This is a genomic window from Streptomyces sp. NPDC024687, assembly GCF_055559055.1.
In genome coordinates this window covers 266,593-286,702 of record NZ_JBVHLJ010000002.1, presented here as the reverse complement: position 1 = coordinate 286,702, position 20,110 = coordinate 266,593, and the positions used below count along the sequence as shown (strand labels likewise).

The 20,110-nt window shown below is 70.9% G+C and carries 17 protein-coding genes; 6 read left to right on the top strand and 11 right to left on the bottom strand.

Annotated features, from left to right (window positions below; genetic code table 11):
* Positions 1 to 24 precede the first annotated feature (24 nt).
* Complete coding sequence (locus ACZ39I_RS07735) at positions 25 to 1,008, top strand: threo-3-hydroxy-L-aspartate ammonia-lyase (RefSeq protein ID WP_467243559.1); 984 nt, start codon at positions 25 to 27, stop codon at positions 1,006 to 1,008.
* Between the two features lie 130 nt (positions 1,009 to 1,138).
* Positions 1,139 to 1,498 carry a cupin domain-containing protein gene (locus ACZ39I_RS07730; RefSeq protein ID WP_467243558.1) on the top strand — a complete coding sequence of 120 codons (360 nt, stop codon included), beginning with the start codon at positions 1,139 to 1,141 and terminating at the stop codon, positions 1,496 to 1,498.
* 234 nt (positions 1,499 to 1,732) lie between these two features.
* Here the strand turns inward: ACZ39I_RS07730 and ACZ39I_RS07725 are convergent, their stop codons facing one another.
* The gene (locus ACZ39I_RS07725) at positions 1,733 to 1,954 is read right to left on the bottom strand and encodes a zinc-binding dehydrogenase (RefSeq protein WP_467243557.1); all 222 of its coding nucleotides are present in this window, start codon (positions 1,952 to 1,954) and stop codon (positions 1,733 to 1,735) included.
* A 168-nt stretch (positions 1,955 to 2,122) separates the two neighbouring features.
* Between ACZ39I_RS07725 and ACZ39I_RS07720 the strand changes: the two genes are divergently transcribed.
* Positions 2,123 to 2,824 carry an SDR family oxidoreductase gene (locus tag ACZ39I_RS07720; RefSeq protein WP_403654602.1) on the top strand — a complete coding sequence of 234 codons (702 nt, stop codon included), beginning with the start codon at positions 2,123 to 2,125 and terminating at the stop codon, positions 2,822 to 2,824.
* A gap of 357 nt (positions 2,825 to 3,181) precedes the next feature.
* On the opposite strand, the gene ACZ39I_RS07715 is transcribed toward ACZ39I_RS07720, so the two are convergent.
* From ACZ39I_RS07715 to ACZ39I_RS07700, 4 genes are all read right to left on the bottom strand, one after another.
* Positions 3,182 to 4,528, bottom strand: coding sequence for a vWA domain-containing protein (locus tag ACZ39I_RS07715; protein ID WP_467243556.1), 1,347 nt, complete (start codon positions 4,526 to 4,528; stop codon positions 3,182 to 3,184).
* On the bottom strand, positions 4,525 to 5,382 hold the full coding sequence (locus ACZ39I_RS07710) for an AAA family ATPase (RefSeq protein WP_467244354.1): 858 nt from the start codon (positions 5,380 to 5,382) through the stop codon (positions 4,525 to 4,527). The genes ACZ39I_RS07715 and ACZ39I_RS07710 overlap by 4 nt, the downstream gene beginning before the upstream one ends.
* Positions 5,383 to 5,542: 160 nt before the next feature.
* A complete protein-coding gene (locus tag ACZ39I_RS07705) occupies positions 5,543 to 6,853 on the bottom strand; it encodes an FtsX-like permease family protein (RefSeq protein ID WP_467243555.1) in 1,311 nt (436 codons plus the stop codon).
* Positions 6,854 to 6,856: 3 nt separating this feature from the next.
* The gene (locus ACZ39I_RS07700; protein ID WP_467243554.1) at positions 6,857 to 7,642 is read right to left on the bottom strand and encodes an ABC transporter ATP-binding protein; all 786 of its coding nucleotides are present in this window, start codon (positions 7,640 to 7,642) and stop codon (positions 6,857 to 6,859) included.
* Positions 7,643 to 7,784: 142 nt separating this feature from the next.
* Between ACZ39I_RS07700 and ACZ39I_RS07695 the strand changes: the two genes are divergently transcribed.
* From ACZ39I_RS07695 to ACZ39I_RS07685, 3 genes are all read left to right on the top strand, one after another.
* Positions 7,785 to 8,429 (top strand): hypothetical protein, encoded by a 645-nt coding sequence (locus ACZ39I_RS07695; RefSeq protein WP_467243553.1) that lies wholly within the window; start codon positions 7,785 to 7,787, stop codon positions 8,427 to 8,429.
* A gap of 57 nt (positions 8,430 to 8,486) precedes the next feature.
* A complete protein-coding gene (locus ACZ39I_RS07690) occupies positions 8,487 to 9,086 on the top strand; it encodes a hypothetical protein (protein ID WP_467243552.1) in 600 nt (199 codons plus the stop codon).
* A gap of 149 nt (positions 9,087 to 9,235) precedes the next feature.
* On the top strand, positions 9,236 to 12,205 hold the full coding sequence (locus tag ACZ39I_RS07685; protein ID WP_467243551.1) for a family 78 glycoside hydrolase catalytic domain: 2,970 nt from the start codon (positions 9,236 to 9,238) through the stop codon (positions 12,203 to 12,205).
* Here the strand turns inward: ACZ39I_RS07685 and ACZ39I_RS07680 are convergent.
* The 6 genes from ACZ39I_RS07680 to rhaI form a co-directional block, all read right to left on the bottom strand.
* A complete protein-coding gene (locus ACZ39I_RS07680) occupies positions 12,178 to 12,834 on the bottom strand; it encodes a LutC/YkgG family protein (protein ID WP_467243550.1) in 657 nt (218 codons plus the stop codon). The two genes, ACZ39I_RS07685 and ACZ39I_RS07680, sit on opposite strands and share 28 nt — an antisense overlap.
* Positions 12,831 to 14,309, bottom strand: coding sequence for a LutB/LldF family L-lactate oxidation iron-sulfur protein (locus ACZ39I_RS07675; RefSeq protein ID WP_467243549.1), 1,479 nt, complete (start codon positions 14,307 to 14,309; stop codon positions 12,831 to 12,833). The genes ACZ39I_RS07680 and ACZ39I_RS07675 overlap by 4 nt, the downstream gene beginning before the upstream one ends.
* Positions 14,306 to 15,061: a (Fe-S)-binding protein gene (locus ACZ39I_RS07670; RefSeq protein ID WP_467243548.1), complete on the bottom strand. Its 756-nt coding sequence runs from the start codon at positions 15,059 to 15,061 to the stop codon at positions 14,306 to 14,308. Before ACZ39I_RS07670 ends, ACZ39I_RS07675 begins: the two co-directional genes overlap by 4 nt.
* Before the next feature lie 73 nt (positions 15,062 to 15,134).
* Positions 15,135 to 16,571, bottom strand: a complete 1,437-nt coding sequence (locus ACZ39I_RS07665) for a rhamnulokinase (RefSeq protein WP_467243547.1) — start codon at positions 16,569 to 16,571, stop codon at positions 15,135 to 15,137.
* Positions 16,568 to 18,607 (bottom strand): bifunctional aldolase/short-chain dehydrogenase, encoded by a 2,040-nt coding sequence (locus ACZ39I_RS07660; RefSeq protein ID WP_467243546.1) that lies wholly within the window; start codon positions 18,605 to 18,607, stop codon positions 16,568 to 16,570. The genes ACZ39I_RS07665 and ACZ39I_RS07660 overlap by 4 nt, the downstream gene beginning before the upstream one ends.
* A 140-nt stretch (positions 18,608 to 18,747) precedes the next feature.
* Entirely contained in the window at positions 18,748 to 19,908 is a 1,161-nt protein-coding gene (gene rhaI, locus ACZ39I_RS07655; protein WP_467243545.1) for an L-rhamnose isomerase, read from the bottom strand.
* Between the last annotated feature and the right edge of the window lie 202 nt (positions 19,909 to 20,110).

The following is a 20,110-nucleotide window of genomic DNA, read 5'->3' as shown; positions in this document are numbered from 1 at the left end:
CATGACAACCACTGGAGGGCACCCGTGACGACCGCCACCCCGCCGGTCACTCTGGACGACGTCCTGGACGCGGCCACCCGGCTCAAGGGCGTCGCGCACCGCACACCGGTGCTGCGCTCGCGGACTCTCGACGCCCTGGTCGGTGCCGAGGTCCTCCTCAAGTGCGAGAACTTCCAGCGGGTCGGCGCCTTCAAGTTCCGCGGCGCCTACAACGCGGCCTCCCGGCTGACCCCGGAGCAGCTGGGCCGCGGCATCGCCGCCTACTCCTCCGGGAACCACGCCCAGGCCGTCGCCCTCGCCGCCCGCGAGCTCGGCACCACCGCGGTGATCGTCATGCCCGAGGACGCGCCACGCTCCAAGCGGGCGGCCACCGAGGGCTACGGCGCCGAGATCGTCACGTACGACCGCTACACCGGCGACCGCGAGGCCATCGCCGAGGCCCTGGCCGCCGAGCGGGGCCTGGCGCTCATCCCGCCGTACGAACACCCGCACGTGATGGCGGGACAGGGCACGGCCGCTCTCGAACTCCTCCAGGAGACAGGCGAGTTGGGCGCTCTGCTCACGCCGGTCGGGGGCGGCGGGCTGATGGCGGGGAGCGCCACTGCCGCCAAGGGTCTGCACCCGGGCGTCCGTATGGTCGGGGTGGAACCGGAGGCCGGCGACGACACCAGGCGGTCCCTGGAGGCGGGGCGGCGCGTCAGCATCCCGGTGCCGAAGACCATCGCCGACGGACAGGCCCTGCACACGCCCGGCGAGTTGACCTTCTCGGTCAATCGACGGCTGGTCGACGAGATCGCGCTGGTCTCCGACGACGAGATCCGCGCGGCCATGCGGTTCGCCTTCGAGCGACTGAAGATCGTCGTCGAGCCGAGCGGCGCGACCCCGCTGGCCGCGTTGCTGAGCGGCCGGGTGAGCGACCTCCCCGAGCGGGTCGGGGTGATCGTCTCCGGCGGCAATGTGGACGCGGAGCGCTTCGCGCGGCTCTGCGCGGGCGGGGGCCTCGCCTGAATGGCAGTCCCGGCCGGACGGGCGGACGATGGAGGGATGGGGCTCGGCCCCCGCCGGTGCCGCCCGGCGTGGGTGGGAGACGGAGACCGGCCCCGGCCGTGCTGCAACACGGCCGGAAGGGAGAGCCGTCATGTTCGAGATCAAGACGCTCGACAAGCCGGACGAGCGCAGGGACTTCCCCAAGGGGCACCTCGAAGCGGTCCACATGTCCGGACTGGACTTCGCCGTGGGCACCTTCGAGCCCGGCTGGCGCTGGTCCGAGTCCGTGGCACCGATCGCGGGCACCAAGAGCTGCGAGGTCCACCACAACGGCTATGTGGTCCAGGGCCGCATGCACATCGCCATGGACGGCGGCGGAGAGGGCGAAGTGGGACCCGGTGACGTCTTCGTGGCGGGGCCCGGGCACGATGCCTGGGTCGTCGGCGACGAGCAGTGCGTGGTCTACGACTTCGCGGGTGGCATGGCGAGGGAGTACGCGAAGAGCCAGTAAGGCACGTCCGTCCCGGCCGTCACCTCTCACGCGATGATTGACGATCTTCGCGTGCGCGTGCTCCACCTCCAGATGCCGGATGGCCTCGGCCGCCTCGTCGAGCGGATCCGTCCGCTCGACGGTCGGGGCGATCCGGCCTGCCCCGGTGACTTCCCGAAGGACCCGGAGATTGTCCTGGGAGGAGCAGTCCCCGGAGCGTGAGCCGCACCGGGCCGAGGACGCTGTCGTCCAGGCTTACCAACGCAACCGCAGATCGCCCAGTGAACGATTGCCCACCAGGTCCAGCGCCACGTCGTAGCGGCGTCCGGCGCGGGCGATGTTCTCCCTGGTGCAGTCGACGACCTGGTCCGTCCCGAGCGACCCGACGAACTCGACGTTGCGCGCACCGCACACGCCGGTCACCTCGGCGCCGTACGCCTTCGCGATCTGGACGGCGAACGTCCCGACGCGCGCCATTCACCAGGACGGACTGCCCGGCCCGGACCCCGGCGGAACTCGGCGCAGGTCCCGTCCGCCTCGCCGTACACCTCGTCGAGAGACCCTCGCTTGCCATTGGAAACTGATCGGTTTACTCTACTCGGTGTAGGTAAACCAATCAGTTTCTCAATGTTCCTGGAGACGCGCATGACCACCATCGAAGGTTCCGTCGCCCTGGTCACCGGCGGCAGCCGCGGTATCGGCAGGGCACTGGTGACCGCGCTGTACGAGCGGGGCGCGAAGAAGGTGTACGCCACCGCCCGCGACCCGCGGACCGTGACCCACCCGGACGCGGTGCCGCTGGCCCTCGAGGTGAGCGACCCCGCCTCCGTCGCCGCCGCCGCCGAGCAGGCCCAGGACGTCACCCTGCTGATCAACAACGCCGGCGCGTCCGTGAACGCGAACTTCCTGGACTCACCGGTCGACGACGTCCGCCGCGAGTTCGAGACCAACTTCTACGGCCCCCTCCTCGTCACCCGCGCCTTCGTGCCGGTCATCGAGCGCAACGGCGGCGGCCACATCCTGAACGTCCACTCGGTACTGTCATGGATCGGTCTCGCCGGTTCCTACAGCGCCTCCAAGGCCGCCTTCTGGTCGCAGACCAACTCCTTGCGCCTGGACCTGCGGCCGCGCGGCATCGAGGTCACCGGGCTGCACGTCGGATATGTCGACACGGACATGACCGCGAACGTCGACGCCCCGAAGGTCACCCCCGAGAGCGTGGCCGCTCAGGCCCTCGACGGCATCGCCTCCGGTGCCTTCGAGGTACTCGCCGACGACCTGAGCCGCCAGGTGAAGGCCGGACTCGCCGCGGACCTCTCGGCGCTGTACCCCCAGTTGACGGCCTGAGCACACCCGGCACGACCCATCGGCGGCCGCCCTCAGGGAGGACGGCGTTCGGCGGCTCGGCCCGCGCCCGCGGGTGGGGATCGCAGGCCAGGTGCCGCTGCGCGCCCGGCCGGCGCGTATCGGCTCGCCCCCGGCACGGCCGCCCCAGGACAGCGTCGGTGCGGGCGTCGGCGTGGACGACCGTGCCGCCGAGCCATGGCCCCGCCCCCACATTCGCGGACCGGGATCGCCGCCCAGCCGCCCAGATGCCGCCCCGCACCGACCGCACGCCAGGGCGGCGCGGAACGCAGCCATCCGTCGACCCGCGGCCCAGCCTGGACGGCATCCAGCGCGCCCGCGTCCCGCCCGAACGGTTCGTCAGATCGGTAGCAGCCGCCCCACCAGGGCGCTGAGCTGGCGGACATTGCGGCACTCGTGCATCTCCACCAGCTCGGCGTACTCGTACGCGGCCGAGTCGCCCGTGCCCCACTGCGCGCGTGCCTCCGGGTTCAACCAGTAGACACGGCGCGCCCGTTCGGTGATCTCCCGGACCGCGGGCAGGTTCGGGTCGCTCATGTTGGTGCGGGCGTCACCGAGGACGAACACCGTCGTGCGCGGGCTCAGCGCGTCCCCGTACAGCGACGCGAACTCGCCCAGCGCCACACCGTAGTCGCTGCTGCCGTGCCACCCCGTGAGCGTGGCCTCGGCCCGGATCCGGGCGCCGAGCCCCGCCGCGTCGGCCGCCCCGTGTTGGAGGAGCCGGGTGACCTCGTCGAGGCGGTTGACGAAGGCGAACACCCGCACCTTGCTGAACTGGTCGTGCAGCGCCTGCACCAGCAGCATGGTGAAGTCCGAGAACCCCGACACCGAGCCCGACACATCGCACAGCAGCACGAGTTCGGGACGGGCCGGCCGACGCCGCCGCAGCACCGGCTTCATCGGCACCCCGCCCGTCGACAACGAACCGCGCAGAGTCCGCCGCAGATCGATACTGCCCCGCGCGGCACGGCGACGGCGGGCCGCGAGCCGGGTGGCGAGCTTGCGGGCCAACGGCTGCACTGTGCGCCGCAGTTCGGCCAGCCGGTCCTTCCCGGCGAACAGGAAGTCGACCCGGTCGGTCGTCGGCGCCACCGCCCGCCGTGCGATCTCGTCCCTGTCCCGCCGCTCCGCCACCCGCCGCCGGGCCTCCGCCGCCACCAGCGCGCGGAACGCCTCGATGCGCCGCCGGATCTCGTCCTCGAGCAGCCGGTCGGTGAACCCGGACATGCCCTCCTGCCCCCGCACGTCGTCGCGCACGCGCGCCAGGAGCGTCTGCGGGCGCAGCCGGTCGAGCGTCTGGTACGACGACCAGCCGTCCGAGGAAGGGGAGTTGCCGTACCCGCCGAACCCGTCGACGGCCTCCGCCGCGAGACGGGCCATCAACGTCTCGTCGTTCGCGGCGAGGGCCTGGGTGAGACGCTCGCGCAGCTCCTCCCGGTCCACGGGACCGGTGCCGGGCGCGCCGATGCCCCGCGGGAAGTACAGGTCGAAGACCGGGTCGAACACCCGCCGTTGGGCCGTGCTGTGCAGCAGGGTCGCCGCCAGCCCCTCCCGCAGCCGCTCGCGGTCGGCGAGTCCGAGCGCCTCGACCGCTTGCGCCGCGTCCACCGTCTCGCCGGTCCCGATGCGCACCCCGTGCGCGCGCAGGGCACCGACCAGGGAGGTGAGCCGCTCGGCGGTGCTCACACCGCGTCCAGGTCGAGCTTGGCCCCCGCCTTGAGGATGTCGTCCTGGTGCTTGAGGAGCACGCCCAGACTGTCCCGTACGACCGTCTCGTCGAGGTGGTCCGCGCCGAGCGCGAGCAGTGTGCGCGCCCAGTCGATGGTCTCCGCGACCGAGGGCACCTTGCGCAGGTCCATGGCCCGGAGCGCCCCCACGACCCGGACCACGGACCTGGCCAGCGTCTCGTCGAGACCCGGCACCCTCAGCCGTACGATCCGCCGCTCCAGCTCCTCCTCGGGGAACCCGATGTGCAGGAACAGGCAGCGGCGGCGCAGGGCCTCCGACAGCTCGCGGCCGGCGTTGGAGGTGAGGACGACGAAGGGGCGGCGGGACGCGGTGATCGTGCCCAGCTCGGGGACCGTGATCTGGAAGTCGCTGAGCACCTCCAGGAGCAGGCCCTCGACCTCGACGTCCGCCTTGTCGGTCTCGTCGATCAGCAGCACCGTGGGCTCGTCGCCGCGGATCGCCGTCAGCAGGGGTCGGGGGAGCAGGAACTCCTCGCTGAAGATGTCCGTGCGGGCCTCGTCCCAGGTCTCGTCCCGGCCGGCGCTGATGCGCAGCAGCTGCTTGGCGTGGTTCCACTCGTACAGCGCCCGGGACTCGTCCACGCCCTCGTAGCACTGCAACCGGACCAGCCGCGCCGCGGCGACCTCGGCCACCGCCTTGGCCAGCTCCGTCTTGCCGACCCCGGCGGGGCCCTCGACCAGGAGCGGCTTGCCGAGCCGGTCGGCGAGGAAGACGGTGGTCGCGACCGCGGGCGAGGCGAGGTAGCCGGTCTCGGCGAGGCGTGCGGAGACGTCGTCGACGGATGTGAACAGCAACGGGGCCTCCAGGGCGGCGCGAACTCGTTCCGCCAACTATCTAAGCGCTTGTTCACCCCGTCTGTAAACGTGTTCGAAGGCCGGCGGACGTGGACGCGGGGCAGCAAGAAGGGGCGTCACCGAAGTGACGCCCCGCGCCCCCGCTGCCCGCAGCTCCTCACGCCGCCAGTCCCACCGCCTCCACCGCCGGAGTACGCAGCACCCTGCGGGCCGTGACCAGGCTCGTCCCGATCGTCGCGGCCGCCGCGATCGCCACCACTGCCAGCCAGATGCCGAGCCCCTGGTGCGGCAGCACCGAGTCGCTGCGGACCACCGTGAACGGAATGATCCCGGCCAGCGCCGCCACCGTGCCGAAGAACAGCCCGACCGCCGTGAGGATCAACCCTTCCACGCCCACCGTGCCCAGCACCTGCCCCGGACTCGCCCCCGCCAGCCGCTGCTGGCCGAACTCCCGGCCCCGGTAGGTCGTCGCCGCGTACAGCGAGTTCACCAGCATCACGCACACGAACACCACGATGATGCCGACGACCGTGAGGTTCAGCGTCTGGAGGTTCTTCGCGTCGACCGTCCTGACCGCGCCCGAGGCCTTCATGGCGTCGCTCTCCACACCCTGCATGTACAGCGTGGCCACGGACACGGCCGTGAAGAGGATCAGCGACATCAGGATCCCGGAGAGGTGCTCCACCCGTCGCCGCAGGTTCCGCACGGCCAGCCAGCCGCTCGCGCCGGTCAGCGGCAACCGGTCCAGGACACCCTTCAGCAGCCGCGGCGCGAGCAGAGCGAACCCCACGGACAGCAGGATCGCCCCATAGGCCGGCGTCGCCATGAGCGCCTCGTCCGTCGCCGAGAAGGCGAAGGTGGAGGTCACCGACACGGCCCCGACGCCGAGCGCCGCGTACGCGAGGAACGTGCGCGCCCGCCCCCGCGGCCGACGCCGGCGCGTGGCCCGTCGTACGGCGAGGAAGGCGGCGCCCGCCGCCGCGACCAGGGTGATGTCGACGCCGGACATCAACGCGACGACACCGAAGGAGTGGTCCACGTCCTTCGCGACCTGGCCGCTGTCCTGGAACACCTCCAGCAGTGCCTGCCCGCCGAGCATCGCCGGACCGATCGCCAGTACGGCCCCGATCAGGGCGACCGCCACGGACTCGCCCACGACCATCCGCCTGATCTGCCCCGGCGTCGCCCCCGAACAGCGCAGCAACTCCAGCTCAGCGGCACGCTGACGCACGTTGACCGTCAAGGTCGACGCCACGGCGAAGAACACCAGGAGGGTGCCGTAGCCGCCGACGACACTCGCGGAGGTGGTCAGGGTGTCCGAGCTCACCGGATCGACACCCGGCCGACCGGCCGTGTCGTACAGCGAGTTGAACGTCATGATGATCCCCGCGCCCAGGAAGGCGGCGAGCAGGGTCGCGAGGAACCGTCCGGGCCGTTGCCGTATCGACCGCATCGCCAGCATGAACATCGCTCACACCCCCACTGTCATGTCGTCGCCCAAGTGCGCGAGGCGCTCGGCCACCGCGTCCGGCGTCGGCGCGTTCATCCGGCCCGCGAGCCGGCCGTCCGCGAGGAACAGCACGGAGTCGGCGTAGGAGGCGGCGACCGGGTCGTGGGTCACCATCACCACGGTCCTGCCGTGCACCCGCACCGCCTCCTGGAGCAGCCGCAGCACGTCCCGCGCGCTACGGGTGTCCAGGGCGCCCGTCGGTTCGTCCGCGAAGATCACCCGGGGGTCCGCGACCAGCGCGCGGGCGATCGCCACGCGCTGCCGCTGGCCGCCGGAGAGCTGGTCGGGCCGGTGCCCGAGCCGGTCGCCGAGACCGACGGAGGTGAGGACCTCCTCCGCCCGCCTCCGGTCGACCTTCCGGCCGGCGAGCTTCAGCGGCAAAACGGTGTTCTGGGCGACGGTCAGCGTCTCCAGCAGGTTGTACTGCTGGAACACGAACCCGACCCGCCCCCGCCGGAACCTGGTCAGCGCGGCCTCGCCGCCACCCGTCAGCTCCGTGCCGTCCACCCGCACGATCCCGCTGTCCGGCCGCTCCAGACCGGCCGCGCACTGCAGCAGCGTGGACTTGCCCGACCCCGAAGGACCCATCACCGCGGTGAACGTGCCCCGGGCGAGGCTCAGCGTGACCCCGTCCAGGGCGGTCACGGCACTGTCGTCCGTGCCGTAGGTCCTGCTGACCTTCACCAGTCGCAGTGCCTCGGCGGCGGGTCCCGTGTCGTACGTGCGTCGTGAGCCTGTCCGAAACATCGTCGTCCCCCTTCGTCCGGCACGCTGTGTGCCTCGTTGAAGAAACTACGGAGCCGGGGGCCTGGGGGCATTGGGCCCAGAACCCGTCTTCAGGGGTGTACTCAGTGACACCACCGTGGCGGATACGGCAGGGTTGACCGCCATGACCGACGGAATAGCCTGGCTCGCCGAACCCCAGTCCATCGCGTACGGCGGCTACAGCGTGGTGATCGCCCCCGACCTCGAATCGGAATCCCTGGCGCGGCGGATCGCCGAGACCGCCCACCGGCCCTACCGGCCCCGCGCCATCGGAGAACTCACCGGCCGCCAGGTGCAGGACCTGCTGGAAGGTCTGTACGGCGAGGTCCTGGACGGCATCGCGCTGCGCCACGGCGAGCTCGACGAGTGGTCGTACGTCATCAAGTACGGCGGCTGGCAGGGCGAGTTCGGCACCGGCAGCCGGCCGGTCGACCGCGGTGGCCTGCACGTCTTCCACCTGGAGTACGAGGAGGAGAACGGCAAGCCGGTGCCCCCGCACTTCGCCTACCGCCACGACGAGAACCTCATGTGCGCGTTCAACCTGCACCTGGACGGAACTTGGGGGTACGGCAGCCCCGAGGGCGATCCCGAGGTGGTCGCCGCCGTCCAGGAGCGGCTCACCGCGGCCGGCCTGCCCGACGACGAACTCGAAGACCTTGCCGTGCACCGGGCCTGCCTGGAGGTGCTCCAGCGGCACTTCGGCCTCACCCTGCCCCGCGAGCGGATCCTGGAGGAGACCCTGCCCACCCTCCTGCTGACCGGCCCCTGACCGAGCGCCCGGGGAAGGGACGGGGCGTTGTCAGTGGGGCGCTGTACGTTTCCGGGCATGGGGATCTACCTGGTGAGCGTGGGTGCGCAGGAGTGGTTCGACACGGATGAGGACGAGGGCGGCCGGGGCACCCTCGCCGCGGCGCTCGGCGAGGAGTTGAGCCGCCGGGGGCTGCCTCCGTACGAGTCGGTGCCCGATGAACCGGAGCGGATGGTGCGCGGGGCGGGGCTCTCGTTCGAGGAGAAGCTGGTGCCTCCCATGGACGGGTTCGAGACGCTGTGCCGCGCACATCTGTCGCAGGGGGAGTACGAGATGCTCTGCGACTGGTCGCTGCTGGTGCCGTTCGCGCTTGACGAGGAGATTTGGCTGCCGGTCGAGAACGCCTACGCCGACACGACGATGGTCGCCGGCGCCCCGCAGGTGCTCGCCCTCGCCGAACGGCTCACGCGGGCCGTCGCCCTGCCGGTGGACGAGATACCGGCGGCCTGCGACAACCTCGACCTGACCATGTGGTTCCTGGACGGGCAGGCGAAGGAGGTCGCGGCCGCGCGACCGGGACCGTGGGCCGAGGACCTGGACGCCGCGTTCTACGTGGCGCTGTACCTGCGCGCCGCCCAGCACTCCCTGCGGCGCGGCTGCCCGATCGTCTACTGCTGACGTGACGGCGGCGCGGGAGGTCGCTTTCCGGTTCTTGAACGGTTTCAACGCGCGACGCGAACAGTGGACACCCGTGCCGTTCGCCAGTAGCTTCGACCGGCGAACCGGCTGAATCGATACAACGCCAGAGCCCCCGAAGGGACCACGCCATGACTGACGGAGTCCAGCACACCACCGTCGAGGGCCTCACGGTGGAGCACCGCACCGACCCGCTCGGCGTGGACGCGGCCCGCCCGCGATTCGGCTGGCGCACCGCGTCCCGGGTCCGCGGCCGGCGGCAGACGGCGTACCGCATCCTGGTCGCGTCCACCCCCGACCGGCTGGCCGAGAGCCGCGCGGACGTCTGGGACAGCGGCCGCACCGACTCCGCGGACTCGGTGGCCGTGCGCTACGCGGGCCCCGAGCTGCACGCCTCCACCCGCTACCACTGGACCGTCCAGGTCTGGGACGAGACCGGCCACAGGCTCCCCGAGGCCCCGGCGGCCCGTTTCGAAACCGGCCTGCTCAGCACCGACGGCGTGACCGGCTGGGACGGCGCACAGTGGATCAGCATGGCGGGCAAGGCGCCGAACAGCGCGGGCGCGCCGCTCCTCAGAAGGCAGACGGCCCTGACAGCGGGCCAGGTGCGCGAGGCCCGGCTCTACGTCTCCGCGCTCGGCGTGTACGAGGCCCACGTCAACGGCCGCCGGGTCACCGTGCCCCAGGACGGCGGCACCACGTACGAACTCCTCACCCCGGGCTGGACCAACTACGACACCACGGTCAGCTACTTCACCTACGACGTCACCGGCCTGCTGGCGGAGCAGCCGCAGGTCACCCTCGCGGCCGTGCTGGGCAACGGCTGGTACAACGGCCGCGTCTCCGACAACAGCGTCTACTACTCCGAGGCCGGCAACCGCCTCGCCCTGAAGGCCAAGCTCCTGATCCGCTACGAGGACGGCTCCACCCAGACCGTCGTGACCACCCCCGGCGACGACTGGAGGGCCACGGACACCGGCCCCTACCGTGCCGACGACATCTACGACGGCCAGACCTACGACGCCCGCCGGGAACTGCCCGGCTGGACCGGGAACGGCTTCGACGCCTCCGCCTGGTCCGGAACCGAGGAGCACGACTTCACCACCCGCTTCCCCGACTCCCGGCTGGTCGCCTACCCGGGCGAGTCGGCCCGGCTGATGCCCGAGTGGGACCGCAGGCCGCGATCGATCACCGTCTACACCGGCGGCAGCAACTTCGTCGCCGACCCCGCCCGCACGGTCACCGAACCCACCGAGGCCGCCACCGCCTCCCTCACCCTGCACCCCGGCGACACCGCCGTGATCGACCTCGGCCAGAACCTCGTCGGCGTCCCCCGGTACACCCTCCGCGGTCCCGCCGGAGCCGAAGTCGCCTTCAGGCCGGGGGAGATGCTCAACGACACCAGCGCGGGTGCGGACGGCCCCGAGGGCTCCGTATACCGGGCCAACCTCCGCACTGCCAAAGCCGCCAGCACGTACGTCCTCAAGGGCGACCCGAACGGCGAGACCCACGAGGACTCCCTGACCTTCTACGGCTTCCGGCACCTCTCCGTCACCACGACCGCCACCGTCACCCTCACCGGACTGACCGGGAGGGTCGCCACCTCCGCCCTCCACGACATCGGCACCGTCGACACCGACGACCCCGACATCAACCAGCTGATCAGCAACGTCCGTTGGGGCCAACGCGGCAACTACCTCTGGGTGCCCACCGACTGCCCGCAGCGCGACGAACGCTGCGGCTGGACCGGCGACACCCAGGTCTTCTCCCGGACGGGCCTCTACAACGCCGACGCGATCGCCTTCCTGAGCCACTTCCAGGACATCCTGATCGACTCCCAGCGCACCTACGGCGCGGACGGCGCCCAGTTCACCTGGATCGCGCCCGGCGCCCGCTACAACGACCCGGTCCCGGCGAGCGGTTGGGCGGACTGCGGGGTCGTCCTCCCCTGGACCGTGTGGCAGATGAGCGGGGACACCACCATCGTCGACCGCAGCTGGGACGCGATGACGGCCTACATGGACTGGATCCGCGCACGCACCGGCGACACCTACGCCGGACAGGGCGCGGTCTTCGGCGACTGGCTGGCCTTCCAGGTCACCAGCACCCAGCTCGTCAGCGACGCCTACTACGCCCACAGTGCCCAGCTCATGGCGGACATGGCCCGCGCCACCGGCCGCACCGCCGAGGCCCACGCCTACGAGAAGCTCTTCGGCCACATCAAACGGGCGTTCGTCACCAAGTACCTGAGCACCGAGGACGGCCGCCTCACCGTGCGTTCCAGCCTCGGCTCCCCGCCGCCGTGGACCCCGGGAGGCAGCCCCACCCGGACGGAGGACGACAGCCAGACCGCGTTGCTCTGGGTCCTCAAGCTCGGCCTGTACGACACCGAGGACCAGCGGCGAGCCCTGGTCGAGCTCCTGGTCGAGAACATCGGCAACTCGGCCGCCTACAAGGCCGCCCACCCCGACAGCACCCGTGTCGGGTACGCCGAGAACACCCTGTCCGTCGGCTTCCTCGGCGTGAATGTCCTGGCCCCCGTCCTCACCGAGGAGGGACAGGTGGAACTGGCCTACAAGGTGTTGCACCAGGACGCGATGCCGTCCTGGCTGTACTCGGTGAGGAACGGCGCGACGACGGTCTGGGAGCGCTGGAACTCGTACTCGAAGGAGGACGGCTTCGGGCCGGTCGAGATGAACTCGTTCAACCACTACGCCTACGGCGCGATCATGGAGTGGATGTACGAGAGCATGGCCGGCATCGCCAAGGACCCGGCCCACCCGGGCTTCAAGCACTTCTTCCTGCGGCCCCACCTCGACCCGACCGGAAGGATCACCCGGGTCACCGGCGCGCACCGGTCGCCGTACGGCGAGATCGTCAGCGCGTGGGCGGTGCGGGAGAGCGAGTTCACGCACCGGGTCGCGATCCCCGCCAACAGCACCGCGACCCTGCACATCCCCACGGCCGACCCAGGCTCCGTGCGCGAGGGCGGCACAGCGCTGTCGGACGTCGAGGGGGTGCGGTACCTGGGCTTCGAGGGCGGTACCGCGGCCTTCGAACTCCCCTCCGGACGCTACGAGTTGACCTCCGCGCTCGCCTGAGTGTCCACCAGCACCACCTCCAGGGTGCGCGGACCGTGCACCCCCTCGACCCGGTCCAGCTCGATGTCACTGGTCGCCGACGGACCGGAGATCCACGTCAACGGGCGTACCGGGTCGAGTCGTTCGAGGGCCTGCGGCACGGAGGAGACGACCTGGTCCGGGACGCGTACGACGCAGATGTGGTGGTCCGGGACGAGGGTGATGCGGCGGCGGCCCTGGTCCGGGCCGCCGTCCAGGACGATGGTGCCGGTCTCGGCGACGGCCACCGCGCAGGCCGTGACCACACTGTCGATCCGGTCCAGCGCGTCCGGAGTGCTGTCGACCCGGTCCGGGACCTGCTCGGCGTCGGCTTCCGCCAGCCACGACCGCTCCAGACCGGGCGGCACGAGGACCGTCTTCGCCCCCCGGGCCGCCAGCATCCCGGTCAGCGTCGCCGGCAGGTCGGCCGCCGTGCAGCGGTGCACTATGGCCCGGTAGTCGGCGAGGTTCTCGGCCAGCAGCTCCACGGTCTCCTCGACGCTCCGGTCGCCGTGTTCCCGCAGGTAGGTCCGCTCGATCGGGGCATCCTCGCCCGGGGCATCGGCCAGCGCGCGCCGCACCCGGCCCAGGATCCGTTCCCTGCTGCTCACTTGCCGCCCTCCTTGCCGCCGTTGGTGCGCTGCCACCAGTCGCGGAACGGTTCCGCGGGCACGGGCGGCAGGTCCCTGGTGCCGCTCCACGCCTTGCCGGGACCCGGCAGGGTGCGCGGATGGAAACGGCGGGTCCGCGAGGCCGCCCGCTGGCCGGTACGCAGGACACCGGGATGGGAGAACGCCCAGCGGGCCGCCCGCATCGCCGACCGCTCGGCCGCGTGTCCCTTGGCGGGCTTGAGCACCACCTTGTTGCCCTCGCGGACCACCGGCCCGCCCTCCACGATCCGCTCCCGCAGATGCACCAGCACTTCGGGGATGTCGATGGCGACCGGGCAGACCTCGTAACAGGCCCCGCACAGGCTCGACGCATACGGCAGTGAGGCGTCGATCTCGCTTGCCGTGCCCCGGAGTTGGGGGCTGAGGATCGCGCCGATCGGGCCGGGGTAGACCGAGCCGTAGGCGTGTCCGCCGGCCCGCTCGTAGACCGGGCAGACGTTGAGACAGGCCGAGCAGCGGATGCAGCGCAGGGCCTGACGGCCGACCTCGTCGGCGAGGGTGTCGGAGCGGCCGTTGTCGAGCAGCACCAGATGGAAGTTCTGCGGGCCGTCCTCGTCGGTGGTACCGGTCCAGGTCGAGGTGTATGGGTTCATGCGCTCGGCGGTCGAGGAGCGGGGCAGCGTCTGGAGGAAGACCTCCAGGTCCTGCCAGCTCGGCACGATCTTCTCGATGCCGACGACCGAGATCAGCGTCTCGGGCAGGGTCAGACACATCCGTCCGTTGCCCTCGGACTCCACGACCACCAGGGTGCCGGTGTCGGCGACCATGAAGTTGGCGCCGGAGATGCCGACCTTGGCGCGCAGGAACTTCTCCCGCAGGTGCAGCCGTGCCGCCTCCGCCAGTTCGGCGGGCGTGTCGGTGAGGCCCTCGGGGGCCGGGCGGCCCCACTCGCTCATCTCGCGCGTGAAGATGTCCCGGATCTCACCCCGGTTGCGGTGGATGGCAGGGACGAGGATGTGCGAGGGCCGGTCCTTGCCCAACTGCACGATCAGCTCGGCGAGATCGGTCTCGTAGGCCCGGATGCCCTCGGCCTCCAGAGCCTCGTTGAGCCCGATCTCCTGCGTGGCCATCGACTTGACCTTGACGACCTCCGACTCGCCGGTCATCTTGACGAGCTTGGTCACGATCTCGTTGGCCTCGTCGGCGTCGGCGGCCCAGTGGACGGTGCCGCCCGCCGCGACGACCGACTCCTCCAACTGCACGAGATACCGGTCGAGATGGCGCAGCGTGTGGTCCTTGATCTGCTTGCCCGCCTCGCGCAGCTCCGCCCAGTCGGAGACCTCGGCGACGGCCTTCTCCCGCTTGGCGCGGATGGTGTGCGTGGCGTGGCGCAGATTGCCGCGCAGCGTCTTGTTGTTGACGGCCTCGTGCGCGGCCTTCGGGAAGGCCGGCATCCCTACGAACGTCCCGCTCATACGGCCGGTTCCTCCTCCGTGCTCGCCAGGATCTCCGCGATGTGCACCGGCCGCATGCCCGACTCCAGCCGGCCCATCGTGCCGCCGATGTGCATGAGACACGAGTTGTCGGCCGCGCACAGCACCTCGGCGCCCGTCGACTCGGCGTTGCGCACCTTGTCCGCGCCCATCGCCGCCGAGACATCGGCGTTCTTCAGCGCGAAGGTGCCACCGAAGCCGCAGCACTCGTCGGCGCCCGGAAGCTCCTTCAGCTCCAGGCCCTTGACCGCCTGGAGCAGCCGCCGGGGCCGGTCGCCGAGCCCGAGGCTCCGCAGCCCGTGACAGGTCGGGTGGTACGTCACCGTGTGCGGGTAGTACGCCCCGACGTCCGTCACCCCGAGCACGTCCACCAGGAACTCCGTGAGCTCGTAGGTCTTCGGCACCACGGGCGCCAGCACGGCCGCGAGGCTCTCCCCGCGCCCCTCGGCCCGGGCCCGCTCACCCATCCGCGGATACAGCTCCCGCACCATCGCCCCGCACGAGCCGGACGGCGTCACGATCGCCTCGTAGTCCCGGAAGACATCGGAGAAATGCCGGGCCAGTGGTTCCGCCTCATGCCGGTAGCCGGTGTTGTAGTGCGCCTGCCCGCAGCAGGTCTGGGACATCGGGAAGTCGACGTCCACGCCCAGCCTGGTCAGCAGTTTCACCACAGCGCGCCCGGTGTCCGGATAGAGCGTGTCGTTGACACAGGTCAGGAACAGGGCGACACGCATCGCGGCTCCTTGTGGTCGATCATCGGATGAGTGAAGCGTAGCCCGGCGCCGAGGCCCGGGGGAGCCCCTGGGGTCACACCCCGGCGAGCCGGGCCTGTGCCTCGCGCCAGCGCGCGGTGTCGCCCTGCGGCTCGTACCGCGTGATCGGCTGGGTACGGGTGAGCAGCTCGCGCCCGCCCGCGAGGTCGCCCACCAGGCCGTGGGCCCGGGCCTGCACCAGGACGTTCCCGAGCGCGGCCGCCTCGGTCGGCCCCGCCACCACCGGCAGCCCGCAGGCGTCGGCGGTCAGCTGGCACAGCAGGGCGTTGCGCGTCCCGCCCCCGACGACGTGCACGACGTCCACGGGGTGGTCGGCCAGCCGCTGCGCCTCCTCGACCGCCTTGCGGTGGGCGAGGGCCAGCGAGTCGAGGATGCACCGCGTGACCTCGGCGGGGGAGCCGGGCACCGGCTGCCCCGAGGCACGGCAGGCCTCGGCGATCCGCTCCGGCATCCGCCCCGGCGGGAGAAAGACCGGATCGGAAGCGTCCACCACCGACCGCAGCGCAGGCACCTTGGCCGCCTGAAGGAGCAGCTCGCCCAGATCCGGGTCGCCCCAGGCCCGTACGCACTCCTGGAGCAGCCACAGCCCCATGATGTTCCGCAGATACCGGACCGTGCCGTCGAGCCCCAGCTCATTGGTGAAGTTGGCGGCCCGGCTCTTCTCCGTCAGCACCGGCGCGTGGAGCTCGAGGCCCGCCAGGGACCAGGTGCCGGTGCAGATGTAGGCGAACCGCTCACCGGACGCGGGCACGGCGGCCACCGCGGAGGCGGTGTCGTGCGACCCGACGGCCGTCACCGGCACCGGCCCGCGCAGCCCGGTCTCCTCCAGCACCTCGGGCCGCAGCAGTCCCGCCGGATCGCCCGGCTGCCGCAGCGGCGCGAACAGGCCCAGGTCGATCCCGACGCGCTCGGCGATGTCGTACGACCACCCGCGCGTGCGGGGATCGATCAGCTGGGTGGTCGAGGCGTTGGTCAGCTCGGTGCCCTGCTCGCCGGTCAGCCAGTAGGTGAGCAGATCGGGGATCAGCAACAGCCCTTGCGCGCCGGTTAGTTGGTCGGCGACGAGCTGATACAGCGTGTTGAAGGGCGCGTACTGCAAGCCGGTCGCCGCATAGAGCTCGGGCGCGGGCACGATCGCCCACACCTTCTGCGCGACCCCCTCGGTACGGGAGTCCCGGTAGTGCACCGGGTTGCCGAGCAAGGCCCCGTCGGCGTCCAGCAGCCCGTAGTCCACGGCCCAGCTGTCGATGCCGACGGAGTCGACCTGCCCGGCAGCCTTGAGCCCGTCCAGGACACCGCCGTACAGCGAGAGGATGTCCCAGCGCAGGCCCTCCGGGACCCTGACCGGCCGGTTCACGAACCGGTGTGCCTCCGACAGCTCCAGGCTGTCGGGGCCGACGCGGCCGACCATGACGCGTCCGCTGGACGCCCCGAGGTCGACCGCGGCGTACGACTTCACGCTCGCGCTCATCGCAGGAAGGCGGCCGCGACGCCGGCGTCGACCGGGACGTGCAGCCCGGTGGTGTGCGTCAGCTCCCCACCGGTCAGGGCGAACACGGCGTTGGCCACGTGCTCGGGGAGCACCTCGCGCTTGAGGATGGTCCGCTGGGCGTAGAACTCGCCGAGCTTCTCCTCCTCCACGCCGTACACGGCTGCCCGCTTGGCGCCCCAGCCACCGGCGAAGATGCCGGAGCCGCGCACCACACCATCGGGGTTGATGCCGTTGACGCGGATGCCGTGCTCACCGAGCTCGGCGGCCAGCAGCCGCACCTGGTGGGCCTGGTCGGCCTTGGTGGCGGAGTAGGCGATGTTGTTGGGGCCGGCGAACACGGCGTTCTTCGAGGCGATGTAGACGATGTCACCGCCCAGCTTCTGCGCGATCATCACCCGGGCCGCCTCCCGGGACACCAGGAAGGAACCGCGCGCCATGATGTCGTGCTGGAGGTCCCAGTCCTTGGCGGAGGTCTCCAGGAGTGGCTTGGAGATGGAGATGCCGGCGTTGTTGACCACGAGGTCCACACCGCCGAAGGCCAGCACCGCGGCCCGGAACGATTCGGCGATCTGCTCCTCGGACGTGACGTCGACGGTCACGGCGACGGCCTTGTCGGGCCCGCCGAGCTCCTCCGCGACGCTCTGAGCGTTCTCGGTGTTGAGGTCCGCGACCACGACACACGCGCCCTCGGCGACCAGGCGCTGCGCGATGGCCTTGCCGATCCCGCTGCCCGCGCCCGTCACGAGCGCGACCCGCGTGGCGAGCGGCTTGGGCTTCGGCATCCGCTGAAGCTTCGCCTCCTCCAACGCCCAGTACTCGATGCGGAACTTCTCCGACTCCTCGATGGGGGCGTAGGAGGAGACGGCCTCGGCGCCCCGCATCACGTTGATCGCGTTGACGTAGAACTCGCCGGCGACCCGGGCGGTCTGCTTGTCCTTGCCGAAGGAGAACATGCCGACACCCGGGATCAGCACGATCGCCGGGTCGGCACCGCGCATGGCGGGGGAGTCGGGCAGGGCGTGCCGCTGGTAGTAGGCGGCGTACTCGTCCCGGTACTCGGCGTGCAGTTCCTCGAGGCGCGCGACGGCCTCCTCCAGAGGGGCCGTCGGCGGCAGGTCCAGGACGAGCGGCCGCACCTTGGTCCGCAGGAAGTGGTCGGGGCAGGAGGTGCCGAGCGCGGCGAGCCGGGGGTGCTCGGCCCGGGCCAGGAACTCGAGCACCGGCTCCGAGTCGTTGAAGTGCCCGACCTGCGGCTTGTCCTGGGAGGCGAGGGCTCGGACGTGCGGTGCGAGGGCGGCGGCCCGTGCGCGCCGCTCCGAGGGCTCCAGGGCCTCGTAGCCGTCGATCACCGGACCGAACGGCTCCGGCTTCCCCCGCTCGGCGAGAAACGCCTCCGCCGTGCGGATGATGTGCAGCGAGTTCTTCTCGCACTCCTCGGCGGTCTCTCCCCAGGCGGTGATCCCGTGCCCGCCGAGCACGACCCCGATCGCCTGCGGATTGGCGGCCTTGATGGCGGCGATGTCCAGCCCCAGCTGGAACCCGGGCCGCCGCCACGGCACCCAGGCGACGGTGTCCCCGAAACACTCGGCGGTCAGCTTCTCCCCGTCGGCGGCGCAGGCGAGCGCGATACCGGAGTCGGGGTGCAGATGATCGACGTGCGCGGCCTCGACCAGCCCGTGCATGGCGGTGTCGATGGAGGGAGCCGCCCCGCCCTTGCCGTGCAGGCAGTAGTCGAACGCGGCGACCATCTCGTCCTCGCGCTCGACACCGGGGTACACGTCGACGAGCGCCCGCATCCGGTCCAGCCGCAACACGGCCAGCCCCGCCTCGGTCAGCGTCCCGAGGTCACCCCCGGATCCCTTGACCCACATCAGCTCGACGTCACCACCGGTGACGGGATCGGTGTCGGTGCCCTTGGCGGACGCGTTGCCGCCGGCGTAGTTGGTGTTACGGGGATCGGAGCCAAGCCGACGGGACCGGGCGAGGAGGGCGGCGGCTTCGGGGTGGGTTGCCATGAACTTTCAGTCCTATCTGGAAAAGGGCTAGGGAGATGCTTTTAGGGGCGCGGGGCTGCATCGATGTGCGGCTCCGCCGCGTGGGCGCGACCAGCCACAAACCGGCCCGCACCCCGCAACGAACAGAACCCGGCAGACGCTTACGCGCCCCAACCCGCCTGCTCCCCACCAACACGCTCGGCGATGATCTTCTCGGCCCAACCGGACCGCTTGTACGCAGCCATCGGATTGGCGTCCAGTCCCATCTCTTCCCGCACCTCGGCAAGAAGCGGCCGCACATCCGTGTTGTACGCATCCATCAGCACCGCGTTCGCCTCCAGCACATCCCCTTCGCGCTGAGCCACGGCAAGCGCGTCCCGGTCGACCAGCAGCGCCTTCGCCGTCGCTTCCTGCACGTTCATCACCGACCGGATGATCGCCGGAATCTTCGCCTCGATGTTGTGGCACTGGTCGAGCATGAAGGCGACGTCCGGCGTGAACCCGCCGCCACGGATGACCTCGTACATGATCCGGAACAGCTGGAACGGATCAGCCGCCCCCACCATGAGGTCGTCGTCGGCGTAGAACCGCGAGTTGAAGTCGAACCCGCCGAGCTTCCCCTCGCGCAGCAGCGTGGCGACGATGAACTCGATGTTGGTGCCGGGAGCGTGGTGCCCGGTGTCCACGACGACCTGCGCCTTGGGCCCGAGCTTGAGGCAGTGCGCGTACGCCGTCCCCCAGTCCGGCACATCCGTCGAGTAGAACGCCGGCTCGAAGAACTTGTACTCCAGCAGCATGCGCTGGCCGTCGCCCAGACGGTCGTACACCTCGGAGAGACCTTCGGCGAGCCGGTCCTGCCGGGCCCGCAGATCGTCCTGGCCGGGATAGTTCGTACCGTCGGCGAACCACAGCTTCAGGTCCTGGGAGCCGGTCGCGTCCATGATGTCGACGCACTCCAGCAGATGATCGAGAGCCTTCCGCCGCACCGAGGCGTCCGGATGGCAGATGCTGCCCAGCTTGTAGTCGTCGTCCTGGAAGGTGTTGGAGTTGATGGCGCCCAGCTTCACGCCCCGCTCCTCGGCGAACTTCGCCAGCGCGGCGTAGTCCTCGACCTTGTCCCAGGGGATGTGCAGGGCCACGGTCGGGGCCACTCCGGTGAACGCGTGCACCTGCGCCGCGTCCTCCAGCTTCTCCTGCGGTGTGCGCGGTACGCCCTGCTGGGCGAACACCTTGAAGCGAGTTCCCGAGTTCCCGTACGCCCACGACGGCGTCTCGACGGCCTGGGTCTTGAGAGCGGCCTTCACCGCGGCGAGCTCGGTCACTTGAGGGCTCCTGTGACGTCGGGTCCGAAGGGCTTGCGAACAGCTTCACTGTGAAACGATTCAAGACGCGAAAGTATGGGGACCTCGCAAGGGTGTCAACCCCTGCGACCAAGGCTGTTGCCCGTGACCCCCCTGTGACCTGAGTTCATCGAAACATTTTCGACACGAACCCATTGACGTGACATGCGCTCCATGCCTAACG